The sequence below is a fragment of the Salinimonas profundi genome (genome assembly GCF_014750655.1).
GTDB lineage: Bacteria > Pseudomonadota > Gammaproteobacteria > Enterobacterales > Alteromonadaceae > Alteromonas > Alteromonas profundi_A.
Window position 1 is genome coordinate 209,569 of the sequence record NZ_JABBXD010000001.1, and the last position, 14,553, is coordinate 224,121.

Annotated in this window: 12 protein-coding genes; 5 read left to right on the forward strand and 7 right to left on the reverse strand. The window is 49.1% G+C overall.

The window, feature by feature from the left end; all coding sequences use genetic code 11:
• The first annotated feature begins 71 nt into the window (after nt 1–71).
• From HHX48_RS00890 to HHX48_RS00900, 3 genes are read left to right on the forward strand one after another with little or no spacing between them, the layout of a single operon-like run.
• Nucleotides 72–545 carry an EVE domain-containing protein gene (locus tag HHX48_RS00890; protein ID WP_191021761.1) on the forward strand — a complete coding sequence of 158 codons (474 nt, stop codon included), beginning with the start codon at nt 72–74 and terminating at the stop codon, nt 543–545.
• Complete coding sequence (locus HHX48_RS00895; RefSeq protein WP_223857953.1) at nt 545–1,111, forward strand: nucleotidyltransferase family protein; 567 nt, start codon at nt 545–547, stop codon at nt 1,109–1,111. Before HHX48_RS00890 ends, HHX48_RS00895 begins: the two co-directional genes overlap by 1 nt.
• Before the next feature lie 14 nt (nt 1,112–1,125).
• On the forward strand, nt 1,126–1,425 hold the full coding sequence (locus HHX48_RS00900) for a hypothetical protein (protein WP_191021762.1): 300 nt from the start codon (nt 1,126–1,128) through the stop codon (nt 1,423–1,425).
• Here HHX48_RS00900 and HHX48_RS00905 read toward each other — a convergent pair.
• On the reverse strand, nt 1,422–2,006 hold the full coding sequence (locus tag HHX48_RS00905; protein WP_191021763.1) for an exopolysaccharide biosynthesis protein: 585 nt from the start codon (nt 2,004–2,006) through the stop codon (nt 1,422–1,424). The two genes, HHX48_RS00900 and HHX48_RS00905, sit on opposite strands and share 4 nt — an antisense overlap.
• Before the next feature lie 261 nt (nt 2,007–2,267).
• Nucleotides 2,268–3,035, reverse strand: coding sequence for a hypothetical protein (locus tag HHX48_RS00910; RefSeq protein WP_191021764.1), 768 nt, complete (start codon nt 3,033–3,035; stop codon nt 2,268–2,270).
• A 497-nt stretch (nt 3,036–3,532) separates the two neighbouring features.
• Here HHX48_RS00910 and HHX48_RS00915 point away from each other — a divergent pair, with 497 nt between their 5' ends.
• Nucleotides 3,533–4,717, forward strand: coding sequence for an RDD family protein (locus HHX48_RS00915; RefSeq protein WP_191021765.1), 1,185 nt, complete (start codon nt 3,533–3,535; stop codon nt 4,715–4,717).
• 79 nt (nt 4,718–4,796) lie between these two features.
• On the opposite strand, the gene HHX48_RS00920 is transcribed toward HHX48_RS00915, so the two are convergent.
• From HHX48_RS00920 to HHX48_RS00935, 4 genes are all read right to left on the reverse strand, one after another.
• Complete coding sequence (locus tag HHX48_RS00920; RefSeq protein ID WP_223857954.1) at nt 4,797–5,681, reverse strand: type 2 periplasmic-binding domain-containing protein; 885 nt, start codon at nt 5,679–5,681, stop codon at nt 4,797–4,799.
• A 129-nt stretch (nt 5,682–5,810) separates the two neighbouring features.
• Nucleotides 5,811–7,001: a beta-aspartyl-peptidase gene (gene iadA / locus HHX48_RS00925; RefSeq protein ID WP_191021766.1), complete on the reverse strand. Its 1,191-nt coding sequence runs from the start codon at nt 6,999–7,001 to the stop codon at nt 5,811–5,813.
• A 12-nt stretch (nt 7,002–7,013) separates the two neighbouring features.
• Entirely contained in the window at nt 7,014–8,423 is a 1,410-nt protein-coding gene (yfcC, locus tag HHX48_RS00930) for a putative basic amino acid antiporter YfcC (RefSeq protein ID WP_191021767.1), read from the reverse strand.
• 73 nt (nt 8,424–8,496) lie between these two features.
• The gene (locus HHX48_RS00935) at nt 8,497–11,451 is read right to left on the reverse strand and encodes a TonB-dependent receptor domain-containing protein (RefSeq protein ID WP_191021768.1); all 2,955 of its coding nucleotides are present in this window, start codon (nt 11,449–11,451) and stop codon (nt 8,497–8,499) included.
• Between the two features lie 368 nt (nt 11,452–11,819).
• Here HHX48_RS00935 and HHX48_RS00940 point away from each other — a divergent pair, with 368 nt between their 5' ends.
• The gene (locus HHX48_RS00940; RefSeq protein WP_191021769.1) at nt 11,820–13,529 is read left to right on the forward strand and encodes a cyanophycinase; all 1,710 of its coding nucleotides are present in this window, start codon (nt 11,820–11,822) and stop codon (nt 13,527–13,529) included.
• Between the two features lie 114 nt (nt 13,530–13,643).
• Here HHX48_RS00940 and HHX48_RS00945 read toward each other — a convergent pair whose 3' ends face one another.
• Entirely contained in the window at nt 13,644–14,450 is an 807-nt protein-coding gene (locus HHX48_RS00945; RefSeq protein WP_191021770.1) for a DUF481 domain-containing protein, read from the reverse strand.
• Nucleotides 14,451–14,553: the final 103 nt, after the last annotated feature.

The window sequence follows — 14,553 nt, forward strand, 5'->3', positions numbered from 1 at the left end:
CGTAAGTTTAATGCGGCGCTGCCAGGGCACAGTATGTTATTGTCTGATTTTTAACAGCAATATGTCGTTTTATGGCTTACTGGTTATTTAAAACAGAACCCGATACATTTTCCATTGATGATCTCAGTAACCGTTCGAATCAAACCGAACCGTGGGATGGGGTAAGAAACTATCAGGCCCGTAACTTTTTACGTGATGATGTAACGGAAGGCGATAGCGTTTTTATCTATCATTCCAGTTGTAAAACAGTGGGTATTGCGGGTATCGCAACCATATCCCGCAGTGGCTACGCGGATTCGACACAGTTCAATCCGGAATCGGCTTACTTCGATCCCAAGTCCACCCCCGAAAATCCCAGATGGTTTTGTGTTGATGTGACGTTTAAGGAAAAGTTTGCGCGGATGCTTTCCCTGAAGCAAATAAAGTCGATGCCTCAGATTACCACGCTGGCATTAGTCAAAAAAGGCAGTCGCCTGTCTGTGATGCCGGTTAATGAAAATGAATGGGAAATACTGTGCCGTGCTGCCCGGGAGTCCAAAGCCTGATGCCTGTGTTACCAGAACAAGATGCGCTGTTAATGTCAGAACAGACGCTCAGACAGGACATATTCAGAATGGCCTGTTTGCGGGCAGTGGCTTCACTGGAGCTGCCTGACGCTATGATTGGCGCAGGATTTATCAGAAATATGATTTGGGATGCATTACATCAGTACAGTGTGGCGAGCCCGCTTAATGACATTGATGTTGTTTATTTTGATAAAGCGGATACGTCCCGCGCGACTGAACAGGACTATGAACAACGCCTGGCAGCCATGTATCCGGCTGCAAACTGGGAAGTACGCAATCAGGCGCGCATGCACACTTGTCATAACGATGTAGCATACCAGGATACCAGCGACGGCATCAGGCGCTGGGTGGAGCTGCCAACCTGCGTGGGCGTTAAGCTTTGCGGTGATCAGTTGAGGTGGTTTGCCCCTTACGGACTGCGTGAAAACTGGAAAGGAGAAATCCGGATTAATCCTGAGTTTCCCCGCCCGGCAGTATTTACTCAGCGAGTGGCAAAGAAAGACTGGCTATCCCGGTGGCCGCATTTAACTGTTGTACAGCCTTAAAAGGAATAGGGGAAATGGATAAAAATGCTTTTATGGATTATTGCCAGAAAGAGTTGTTAGCCGTTTATTGTGCTAAAAAGGCGGGTAATGAAGACAAAATCAGAATGTCGCGACTGGAGGGCGTTATTCACGCCGGTCAGATGCTGGAAGTGCTGGATAAGCAAGCCGCCGGCACAATAATAGATAATGCCCACGTACAGGTGTTTGGTTATACTCGAGAGGTGCGGGACAACAAAAAAGCCAAGCTGAACGCGCTCAAAGACGGCGATTCGGATCACTATTACGAAACGCCGGCGTATTTAAGACTGCGTTAATCCTGCATCATACCAATGGCTTTATAAAGCAGGTAGCCGGTACCGGACTGCAGTATTAAACCAATTGTCACCACCAGTCCATCACGGTTGGTAATGCCGATAGCCGTTACGCATAACGCAAACGCGGGCAGCGCTGCTGCCAGTGGCATAGCCTCCAGTGGAATCATGCACAACGCCACGACACCGCTGTAAAAAGCGATAAAGTTTTTTGCCGGTGCCTGCGCCAATTGCGTGAAGCGTGGCGTAAACCAGGATTCGATTTGCTCAATGTAAGGGCGGGCCTTGTCTGTCGCTTTTTCCAGTTTGTCATGGGAGATAGAACGGTTCTTTAAACCCGAAGGCAGCCACGGATGATCCCGTCCGCTGGCAATCTGAATACAAATCAGAAAAAGGGTTATACCGCAAATGGAGGGGACACCGGGAATGGCGCCGGTGGGCAGCAGGGCAATGAGCGCAGGAATCAGGATAAGAGGACCAAAACCACGCTCCTGAAAAATCGCAACTACATCATTGACGGTAACCTCATCTTTTGTATCGTCAACCAGCTTATCCAGCAAATCCATGATTCTTTCCTGACTCATTACAGCCTTATTATTGATGTATTATGCATATTAATTACTTGTAATGTGATTGATTGGTTCGTTTTAGGCAGGCATGGATTGTCATTACGCTAAAGTGTCAGCGTCGTTTAAATCATTGCAGATATCCTTGTCAGGAGATGACGAGTCCTGTGAAAGGCCGCAGAAAAAGACGCGATGAAAAAAGCGCCAGGGGTAATGGATAGCATTTACAGCAAAGAAGAAAAGCGTGCCCTTCGCCTTCGGAAGGGCACGGCAGTGTCATTATTCCATCAGGTCGCGGCGAAGCGCCCAGACGTTATAACTGATTTCCTCGAAATGGCTTCCCCAGCTTTCCAGCAGCGCCATGGCATCTTCTTCATTGCCCATGTGCTCGGATAAAAGCTCGGCAAACTCTTGTTCCGGAGGGGCCATGGCACTCCAGTCTTTATAGGGAACGGCCAGCGTGAGCTCTCCGCGTCCGGCGACTGAGTGAGAAAAGCCCCAGTTATAAGGCCAGTCCTGTGCTTTGGCTGCATCGGCCATTTTTTTCATGTCTTCTTTAATGGCACGGCGATGTCCTGCTTTTGGAGTGTATGTAGTCACGCCAACATAGTTGAATTCTACGCCGGGGCCCCAGTGGCTGTTCTCATCATCTTCGATTGACAGGTAGTGATGATAATGATCGACATATTGGTCTGCCGTTTTCTGCCAGTGATCAGTAATCCCTTCTTTCATTGCCCAGTCACGATAACTGTCCATATCTTTCCAGGTAAACCCGCCGGCTCTGACCCCGATACGATCAAGCTTATGACCGAAAACAGGGGTGTAAAAATACCACTCACGGGGATCCTCTTTAGATCGTCTGAACTTGACGTGTTCACGCATCGCCTGCTCAAGTTCCTCCATTTTTCCCGCTTTTGGCACCATAATCCACATTTCTGCCAGCATTTCTTGTTTGCTCTCTTTGCTCTCATGCTCATCAGCGACGACGTTTGCTGACCACAGGCAAAAGAGCAGAAGCGCTGCTACTGAACCTATACTTATTTTCATTTTGTTCATGGTTGTCTCCAATTTAATTGCTTCACAATCAAACGAGTCCAAAACCACAGTAACTGAGCTTACAACTGCTCGTTATTAAAGAACCCAAAAACATTCAGTGAATTAATAGCTTAGACGTGTGAGCCTGCATCTGCACAGGTTTATATAAAATTTATCTAAAAAACAAAGTGGAAGTCTGTCACAGGTATAAAGTGTCAGTAACGCACTAGTATTTTCAATCTGTTTTGTTTTCATCAGATTGTAATTAAAGACTTCCGGAGCTCGGCGGTAACTTACAGAATTTTTTACCCAATTTCGTCATAAGTGATATAGATTATGGGTATCAGGCAGTGCGCCTTACCAGTCAAAGTATGCATGTGGATTCAATCATACAGAGGCGTTTTTTAGCACTAACAGCAGAAAGTGACGGCAAATGCCGTCACAAAGTGAAATTCACCAACAACAGTACGTGTGGATAGGATAGTCAGAGACTTCAGGTAAAGAGCAACATGGATAGGCACGATACGCAATTAAGCAGTCATGGCCAGATAATGACGGATAAACAAATCCGCGATGTGGTTACACCCTATGAATTTGGCGTGTCTGAGATGATTATCGGCACACCGCTGGCCAGGCCTTTCAGACGTGGGCTGGCGCTGCTTATAGACCTGATTCTGGTTGTTATGCTTACTCACTTACCTTCAATCATTCTGGCGTCAGTCGGCGTGATTTTTTTCTGGCGGGCAGGGAAGAAGAAAAATACTCCGGCGCGCTTCATATGGCTTCGCAGGATTCTCAAGGGAATATCTGCCATTCTGCTGTTTGGGATCCTGATTGCTGTATTTGATAATGCCAATGAGCCTGATGATGCGCAGTTTGCAAATCGGAATTCCGGCGAGAATATTCTAAAAGGGATACAGTTGATAGAAATCGGGTCCGCGGTGATGAAAATGTCCTCTGACATAGCGAAACTGGAGACGGCTATACAACAGTCGCGCTGCAGTGCCATGGATTGCTGGGAAGATTACCTTTCAGAACTTTCAGACGACATAGGGCATATCCCGATACCACCGAACGTTCTTGAGGAGCTTACCAGCAAACTGGCACCTGCTATGACGCGAACCCTTGATGATACGCAGCAACAAGCATTGTTGCAGACATTTACGGGCAGTTTGAATGTCATCTCTGAAAAGCGCGCTGGTGAAAAGGATGCACAGGAATTGCCAGTGCCTTCCTCCGAGCCATCTACCGATAACAGCGCGACCTTCAATGTGACACCTTTAGCCATCCCGGTGCATGAAAGTGGCACGCCGAGTCTGCTGGCATGGGTGCAGGGTGTTCTGGAAGATTTGGGTATTGGTTTTGGCTGGGCGGCGCTTTACTTTACCGCCGTCACAGTCTGGATGAATGGTCAGACGCCGGGCAAGTGGATGCTCAGACTCAAAGTTATCAAGCTGGATGGAACACCGATGACACTATGGCAAAGTTTTGGACGTTACGGCGGGTATGGCGCCGGTCTTGCCACCGGACTGCTGGGCTTTATGCAAATTTTCTGGGAGCCCAACCGACAGGCTATTCAGGATAAAATCTCAGAAACGCTGGTCATTCAGCTTGGTGTGCCAAAACTGGATGTGCAGGCAATCAGACGTTACCGTGATAAAGACGCCGAAACCAATGATGAGCACCTGATTTAGTTGCAATCGTCCAGATGAAAGGCCGGATAAAGTTATCCGGCACAGTGCTCACCAGAGCGACATCACCATAGTGAGCCTGTTAGTCTGGCTCATTGAGCAGTGGCGAACGGTATTTTTGAAGCGTCTCCGGTAGCATAGGGTTTTGCAGGTGAAAAACCTTGCGATCGGTTAAATTTAAACGCTCAATGAGATTGCCTGTTGCTTCATCAAACAGGCGTTGCGCTTCACCACTTTGCTCCACCGCCTCTAGTCCCTCCCGCAGTCGCTCGGCTAAGGCTGGTTTTTCAGGGTTTACATAAAATACCAGTGCAAAGGGGTAATAAAGTAACGTAGTTGGCTCAATACTGAACATCTCGTACTTTTCCGCACGACTTTCAAACGCCTGCTCTATTTCGTTGGCGCCAAGGGCCACATAATCAAACTTTTTAGCCGCGAGTAAATCGAAAATCTCATCAAATGTACCACCTTCTACCACGTTGTAACCATTATGACGAAACAGCTCTGCATCTGCCCAGCCGTCCGGGATACCGATACTCAGTTGTTTGAATGCCGCTTCGGTTTGAATATTGTCAAACCGGGGTAAATCCTGCTTTCTGACGATTAACAACCTGTGACCCAGCAACCCCTTCATCAGTGGCTGCGCAACCACAATTTTGTCTTTATTCCTGAGTTTCGGATTGCCTGCGACCGTCACAAACACGTCCGTATTTTGGTCAGTGAATACGTCTGACTCTTCACGGTTGGTAAGCGTCTCTGTATTTTCACTAACCGCAAACGGGCCATGCGCTTTTACTGTTGCGTTTAGCACTGCATCAAGCAACTTACGCTCATACACTTGCCTGACCTGTGTTTTATTACCATTCCAGAACGCAATGGTTTGCTGTGTGTCAGCAAAAGCACCACCCGTTAGCAGTGTCAGCGTCAGCCCGGCTAGTCCAAGCCGTTTTATCATTTTTTCAATCATAGCGTCAGATCTGTTTATTTGTGAACAAAGCATCAAAGACTATCACATTCCGGGCAGGCTGCATGTTGTGAAATGAGCTGATTCATGGCGCACCGCCATAATGACTATTTCGGGTGTGCACCGCGACGCTTATTCAGAAACCGCGATAGCCGCTTTCTCAAACCGCCCCAGAACCAGTGGTTTGCCATCGCTGACCATGTGCTGTCCATTACAAAACACATGTTTTAACTGTAATGAGTCGGCATCCAATAACAGTAGGTCAGCATCTGCATTTTCTACTAAGCGGCCTTTTTGAATTCCCAGCACATCAGCCGGATTTGAGGTGATGGCCATTAGCGCCTGTTCCAGTGGCACATTGTGCTGCTGAACCGCCTCTGTAAATGCTGTAAACAGTGACGATTCGTGGCCCACTTCAAGGCCGATGAGATTGTTTTGTTCGTCAAATACCGGCAGGCTGGCGTGCCCGTCTGAGCTCATTGTCAGCCTGCTGGCCATGACACCTGCTCGTAACGAATAGGCCAGGGCGCGCGCTGCACTGTATTCACCATGTGCAAGATCATATTCAGTGGTGCTGGTGGTAAAATCAATGGTGCCACCGGCCGTTGCGAACCGTATTCCCGCGTCTAGCAGCGCCTTATTCCGGTTTATGTGTGTAGGATAGAAGCGATTCAACGGTACATCGAAGTTATCGGCCACTTGATGTAAAAGGGAAAGGTGCGTATCGGCCGGCCCGACATGAATACTCACCGGCGCTCGCTTTTTACTAAGCATGCCGGCCACACGTGCGTGTGATGCCAGTGTAGCCAGCTGTTCAGCGTCTGGCTGTGAACTTCTGTGATCACTGATTGCTACTTCACCCACACCAATCATCTCTTCAATAAACATAATGTCGTGCTCTACCGACTGACTAAGCGTAGGCGTCGGGAAATGATAAGAACCGGTGTAACAAAAAGCGTTTAACCCTTCTTCCTTCAAACCTTTTGCTTTGGCAACGAGGTTGGTATGTGTTCTGCCCACTGCATCGGTGCCAAGTGCACCAACTACCGTGGTTATGCCCGCCAGTGTCGCATCGCTTAGCTGCATTTCCGGCGTTCGGCTGGCAAATCCATCCTCGCCACCGCCACCACAGATATGTACCAGTGAATCGACAAATCCGGGCGTAATAATACAGCCGGTACCATCAAGATGACGCACAGAAACAGAGGTTTCGAGCATGAGATCTTTTTCTATCGCTACAATTTTTGTCCCGGCAATTAGGACATCGCACTGGCCCAGCGGCTCGGGTGAGTAAACGTGCGCATTTTTTATAAGTGTCAGCATAATGAGAATATTCTAAGAATAGTGTAAAAGATGGGCGCCAATGACAAATGCACTGGCCAGCGCGAATAAGCAAAGCTGGAAACGCCAGATTGTGGCCGCCCACTGACTCCAGTCAAGCTTGACCACACCCAGACAGCCGATAAGACTGGCCGATGTAGGTATGATGATATTGGTCAAACCGTCACCCAGCTGAAAGGCCAGTACCACGGTTTGTCGGCTGATGTTCAGCAAATCACCAAGAGGGGCCATTATGGGCATGGTGATGGCTGCCTGACCGGAGCCCGAGGCGACAAAAAAATTGAACAGGCTCTGAAAAGCCAGCATGCCCCAGGCGGTAACAATATCCGGTGTCAGGCTTAACAGCGATGCACAATGAAATAGCACGGTGTTTAAGACAGACGGCTCGTTGAGCTGATTGCCACCTAACAACAGCACAATACCTTTAGCCAATGCGACAAGTAACGCTGCAGGTACTAACTCCTGTGCACCCTGGGTGAACTTATCAGCGCTTAGACTAAAACTAATGTTCTGGCCAAACTTAGCAATAATAGCGACCACCACCCCGAGTGTGAAAAACTGTGCGGCCAGTTCGGGAATGTAGTATTGGCGTGCCATGACTCCCCATATTATCCAGCCAATCACTGCGCCAAAACTGATAAGTATCAGCCTGTCGGCATGGGTGAGTGCCTCCTTTGACGTTGTTATCGCTGTATCCGGGGCCTGCCGGTGACGTTTTGCATAGCGTAATAAAAACACTAAACCTAAAAACGTGAAACTAAACCAGGCAATAATACGCAGGCCCGCCCCGGAAAAAACCGGGATGTCTGCAATAGATTGCGCGATGGCGATACTGAATGGATTCATCCAGGATGTGGCAAAGCCAATTTGGGTCGCCACATAGGTCACAAGCACAGTCACCTGCGCGTTATAACCAAGCTGTTTCATCACCGGCAGCAGCACGATGCAAAAGGCTATCGCTTCCTCGCCCATACCGAAGATGGCACCACCGAGCGAAAAACAGACAAAAAGCAATGGGAGCAACAGCACTTCGAACCGGCGGGTGTGTGAAATGAGCGTCAGTATTCCCCGGTTTATCGCCCCGGTGTGCATCAACACCCCGAATGCGCCGCCGGTGATCAGAATAAACGCCGCCACGCCAATCGTCGCGCCGTATTTATCACCGGCAACCATGCCTTCAAATAAGACATTCATAAGCCCGATACCGCCTTGTTCGGCGAATAATGTGCTGCCGGAGGTATCAGGGGCATAGGTAAACTGATTCAGTGCAACGCTTTGTGCAGGCGCGTCACTTTCAAAATATCCAGGCGTGACTAAAAACGCACTCAAATAGGCAAGCACGGCAACACTGAGGAGAATTACCGCTGCACTGGGAAAAGAATAAGAACGGGTCTGTGATGACATCAAAATACCTTTTCAGGCCGGGTGCAGAACAGCACACCCGGCGATTGAACACATGTCTGTAGCGGTATGACGATCAGAAACGGTACGTCAGGCCTACGCGATACATCGCGCCGAGCGCATCATGATTGAGCGCGTTAAAGCCGCGGGCTGAGCCGTATGCAGTGGGCGGCGCTTCGTCGGTAATATTATCGATATTCGCCCGTACCGTCAGCGACTTGCTGATATCGTATCCCATACTCAGATCCCACGTCAGCCAGGAATCGATATCCCGGGTAGCGTCCGGGTCACTGATCGCACCGATATCAATCAGCTCATCAATCTCACGACCGCGCAAGCCTTCAATATCGTCCTGATAGCTGTCAGTGTAGTTGGCGTTCAGGCGCACGTAATAATCATCGGCACTCCAGGTCACTGAAAATGTGGCGATGTTTTCCGGATAAAGAAATGTGCCGGCCAGCGATTCGATAGTGTCAGAGCCAGGGCGGTTTCGCTCGTATTTGATATAGTGTGTTGCATCAGCTCTGACGATGATATCGGCATAATCCAGCTTAAACCGATGGTCGAACTTTATATCGATACCGCTTAATTCCTGCGTACCTGTGTTTTCCAGCGGTATAATGTGGTCGCGGGATAGTGGCAGAAACAGCTCATTTTCTCTTGGATTAAATTCAGCAATGTAGGCATCAAGAATTTGTCTCAGATTGGCGCCGTCCTCATCGATAAACAGCCCGTTACTGTCGGTCACCTCACAAACATCCTGCTCATAGGCGATACCCTGTGCACCGGTCGGAACCAGGTTACAATGCCGTAGCGATGCATCGGTCAGTGCACGATCCAACACCGCTGTCATGTTGGTATCGATAACGTCCTCATGATCAAATTGCCAGTAATCCACCGTCAGGTTGGTGTTTTGTCCCGGGCTCCAGCCAAACCCGACACTGATCGCTTCAGACTCTTCTGCGCGCAAAGCATCATTGCCAAGCTCCAGGGTGTTGACGGACACTTCGGTACCATCGCCCATGCAGTATAGGTCTGCCACCGCCTGATTAACCCCGCAATCAAAGGTGGAGGTGGTCGTACGCAGTTCGACACCAGCCTGAGTCAGGGAAGGAGCACGGAATGATGTCGACCAGGAACCTCGAAAGACAACACTGTCTAAAGGCCGGAAAGTAAACCCAACCTTAGGATTAAAGGTGCCGCCGAAATCATCAAAATGATCATAGCGCCCCGCAACCTGCAGCTCGAACGTTTCATGCAGCGGAATGTAAAACTCTGCAAATGCCCCCCATTGTGTGCGATCTGCTTCTGCCACACTGGAACCAAAGCCGAATACGTCAACCAGATAGTCATTTTCAGCACGGGCGCGGGAGTTAAGTGAAGGGAAGTCGGACAATTCTTCACGGCGCACTTCAACCCCAAATGCAGCACTGATGACTCCGGCATCCCAGCTATATACATCACCGTTTATAGTGGCGTTCCACGCATAAACTGAGCTCTTGCCATCCCGGGTAGGAAACGCTTCGGTCAGTGCCAGGGTGGCATCATTTTGGGCGTCATTTAATAAAAACGGGTTGAAGAATTGTCGGGGGGCTCCATCGGTGCACTGTAGCTCGTTGCCGTTGTAGCTGGCAATGCTGCCATCGTTACACAGCTCTCCGGTCAGGGCGGCATGAAACTTATACCGATTATAAATACCTGCTTCCACACGCTGCTCTGACTCAGACCGGGACAGGGTGATACCTGATTCCCAGTACCAGCTACCAATATCCCCGGATAGCTCACTGACCAGACGGTAATTGGTTGACTCTACCGATATGGTGCGCGGCGCGGTAAAGCGCGCATCAAAAGCAAACCCGTACACTTCGCGCCCGGCAACTGATGTGAACGGATCGATATACATCTGATCAAGATAAAAATTTGAGCCATCAGGCTGATCAAACATAAACAGCGCATTTTCCAGCACATAGGGGCCGTCGCTGTCATCAATACGATTAATCGGGGAGGGGGTTGAATAAGCCGTCGAGTCTGTCTGACTGAAAAATAAATCCGTCTTCCAGGTGACATCGTTAAAAATGTGCGTGTACGTAGCACCGGCAGACACACTTTCAAACGGCGTATCGAGATAGTCGTCCTGATTACCATAATAGGCGCAAATTTCCTCACCAAACTCGGTGGTTACCAGCGGGGTTTTACAATAAGGCGCGGGCAGCTCAAGTAAATCTTCCTGAGAGAAGTAATAAATATTCGGCGCATTTTCCAGCTTGGGCAGATAGGAGTAGCTGCTTTTTAAAATCGGATCGCGGGTATAATCACGATCCACAGCACGAAATGCTGACCGGTCATAGTAGTCAGCAAATACGGTCAGATTACCATTTCCAATCTGCTTGCCGTACAGCGCGTTGATTTGCGCACGACCTTCATCGGAACCGGCAAAGCTATTGCCATAACTGGCATCCAGCTGGAAACCCTCAAAATCATCTTTAAGAATGTAATTGATAACACCGGCTACCGCGTCAGCGCCGTATACTGCAGAGGCTCCGGTTGCCAGAATTTCAATACGCTCGATAGCGCCCAGCGGAATCGCATTCACATCCACAAAGTTTTCCGTTCCGGCAGCAAATGAGCTAGGCGCGATACGCCGTCCGTTGACCAGCGTCAGGGTGGAGGAGGGGCCCATGCCCCGTAAACTTGCGGCCGACTGGCCGGCAGGGGTAGAGCTTGTCAGACTGCCGCTTTGCGCGGTTGAAAACGTGCCGCTTCCACCCCGTAACTGGGCAACATCTCTGAGCAGGTCATAAATGCTGTTCGCCCCCGATTGTTTGATAAAATCCTGATCAAGGACGGTAAGCGGCTGGGTCCCCTCAAGATCGACGCCTTTGATGCGACTGCCTGTCACATCGATGCGCTCTACAGCCTGCTCCGGCGTATCGACGGCATCAGCAATGGTGTCAGTAGAGGTCTGTTGAGCGAAAGCATGAAAGCTCAATGCGGCTGATACCGCGGTTGCAATAGTCAGTTTAGTAAACATAATTTCACCTGGACTTTTCATACCGTCCGTCAACGACATCGCACACGTGCAGTGAGCGTTAACGAACGTTCATTATAATTTTTAAGAAATGAAAAGGGGATTGGCACACGAGCAAATCCACCGGATTGATGTTTCCGGTAGTGGCCTACTCGTCAAACCACTCCGACAGGTAGTGGGGCGAGTAAAAATATGCTGAAAGGCGAGGCGCTTTTTTTAACATTTTTTACGTTTAATCAGATTTCGTTTTGACAAACTAACGCGCTGGCGTTAGCGTATTTTTGCTTCAAGTCTTTTTCGTTATATCACCCTGAATTCAGGTTGGCAACAACTTATTCACACCCCATAATCAGGAAAAAGGCTTTTTATCCATGAAGATCTTTAATAGCAAGATCGCTTCAATTTTGCCGATGAAGGCAGCAATCTCTACATACTTAATTATTTTTTTATGCACGATATCAACGCCTGCTCTGGCTGAAAAAGTGACCATTTTAATCGGTGGGGCATTGCATACCTGTAGTTCTTATTCGCAGCAAAACTGTCAGGATGACCAGGTGCCATCGGGCAAACAGCACGCACTTTATAATATTGATGAGACCTCGCTTAGCCAGCTTTCGATGTTGATGGGCGAGCTATCAGAAAGTATCGAATGCAATGCGCTGGTCGACGGGCAAAGCAATATTCTGCAAAAAATAAAGCGACTGCGCCGTTATCAGGGAAAAACGCTCACCAAATCCGAATTACTTTCTTTGTGGAATGACAGTGGAAGTCCGCTTAGCTATGCGCTTAGCGATACCTTATATTATGCCCTGCTGGATACGCTTGAGATCGCCCAGCAAAAAGAAATTGTTAACGTAGCGGCAAATCGTTCATCCTATGCCGCTGACATCGTCAAGCATGTTGAGCTGCATACTCGCCGACTGGCCGGCGAGCGGCAGTCAGGTCAAAAGCCTAAGATTCTAGTCATCACAGCATCCGGCCGCGACCCTTACGAATCCGCAGATTTTTACGAACAATTGTTCACCTTTGATGGCATTGCCACACAATGGCTTGCGCTGACACCGGCCCTGGTCGATGCCATAACGGCACAGGATTGTTCCCGTCTTGATGATTACAGACAGGCGCACAATACATTTGCCCGAAAAACTGTTTATCCCCATCGAACGGCGCAGGAACAAGCCCTGTGCCAATCAGGCCTGCAGGGCATTATCGATGCAGTGCGCACTGCCACTACCCTTGTATTTAACGGCGGTGATCAAAGCCTTACCCGAAAGGTGCTGTTTGATAGCCACAATCAGGCCTATCCCTGGACTGACGTGATAAAAGCGCGTCCCATCATTGTGGGTACCAGTGCCGGTACGACGGTACAAAGCGGTGGCAGCCGCAATGGCGTGCCCGTGCCGATGATATCGAATGGTTCGGCGATACAGGCGCTCAATACAGGAGCACATGCAGGTTCGCCGCCCAGTCAGCGATGCAGGAAAACGTGCAGTGATAAGCTGCATCCTGACGCGCTGACCTATGTTGCCAGCGGCGGATTGGGCAGAGTGGCCTTTTTAGTGGATACCCATTTCAGTGAAAGAAACAGAGGCGTGCGACTGCATGTACTTGCCCGTGATACCGGACAAACCAGCGGTTTTGGCGTGGATGAGACAACGGCGCTCGTCGTCACTGACTCGCAAGGTACCCGTACCATGCAGGTTATTGGTGAAAACGGGGTGGTGAAAATAGTACCTAACGCTGAGCAGACGTTTTTATACAGCTATTACCCCAGCGGCACTTCGCTTTTTGCAGATGACGACAAGGTTTATCTTAAGCACGACACTGTATCACATGAACGTACGGCCACTGCGGCTTATGAATTACCCGACCTGTTAAGCGACGCACACTTGCGTGGCATCACGCAAACAATGTGTGCAAAGAACATTAAAAGCAGTACGGCAACACATCGACAAGGCGATGTCATCTGGCAATTCATCATGGATGCAAGTAACGCTGATTACGTGCAAGTCCACGAGCAATCAAACGGCTGTGCAATAGAGAGCTTGCGTATTACCTATCAGAAACAATCAGAAAACTAACAGGTAAACCGAAACATAAAGCGCTTACTTTATGGGCGCTTTATGTTCCGCCGTAATGTTTTCACGCAGTTTCCTGCTGCGTTTTAAAATACACACGACCGGTGTCGTTACCTGCTAAAATTCATAATTTAACGATACCCCGTAATCCACATCGGTTTTTTCTACCCCTTCAAAGGGCATTGAATTGTGATTTACTTCGATGGCAAAGCCAACATTAAGTGAGGGACGGATAGGGAAGTTAAGACTGGCAACAGCCAGCACCCGTAAATCACTGATATCGTCCACGGCGGGCTGAATGTAGCTGGATGCTGAGGCCACAAAGGGGTATTCCCCTGTGTGTTTATGCACGATATTTGTGTACAAATTTGCCCTGACTGTATTGTCAGTCAGCGATGTGGTCTCCGACGTTTCAGATTCATAAAAGGCCCCGACGCCGACGATCAACTGTTGTTCATTGGTTTTATTCTGCGAATCAAAGCGCCATCTTACATTGCCACCGACTAATTCACGATCAGAGATACCGGCAAAATCATCATACTGGTATTGCACGAAAAGCTCTGAATCTACGGATGGCGCAAACTGGTTCTCATGGATCCACCGGCCGTGCAAAAACAGCTCGTCTTCGTCTCTGACCTGATTGGTCTCTGAGTAGCTATAGTCGCTGATGAGTACAAAAAGATCGTCATTCTGTTTAAATCGCAGCAGGCCATTGGCGTTATATTCCTGCTCATCCTTATTTCCCGACTGGCCATTAATGCTCAGACCGACCTGACCACTATAGCCTTCAGGCGGAGTGATTTGGACGTTGACAGGTACGATGGCAAAGGACGGCATGCTAAAACAGCTTAGCAGTACAGCAGGAAGCGCTAAGTGCCCGAACCGGTTACGAGAAGTCAATGAACGAGGTGATGTATAAAGCATGTGGTTATTCTTCCTGGCAGGGCAGGTGTGCACGCCGACGTGACTTAGCCTGCTCCGGTTATACGTTTTTTTCAGGCGACGTAATCTAGCATTGACTGCGCGA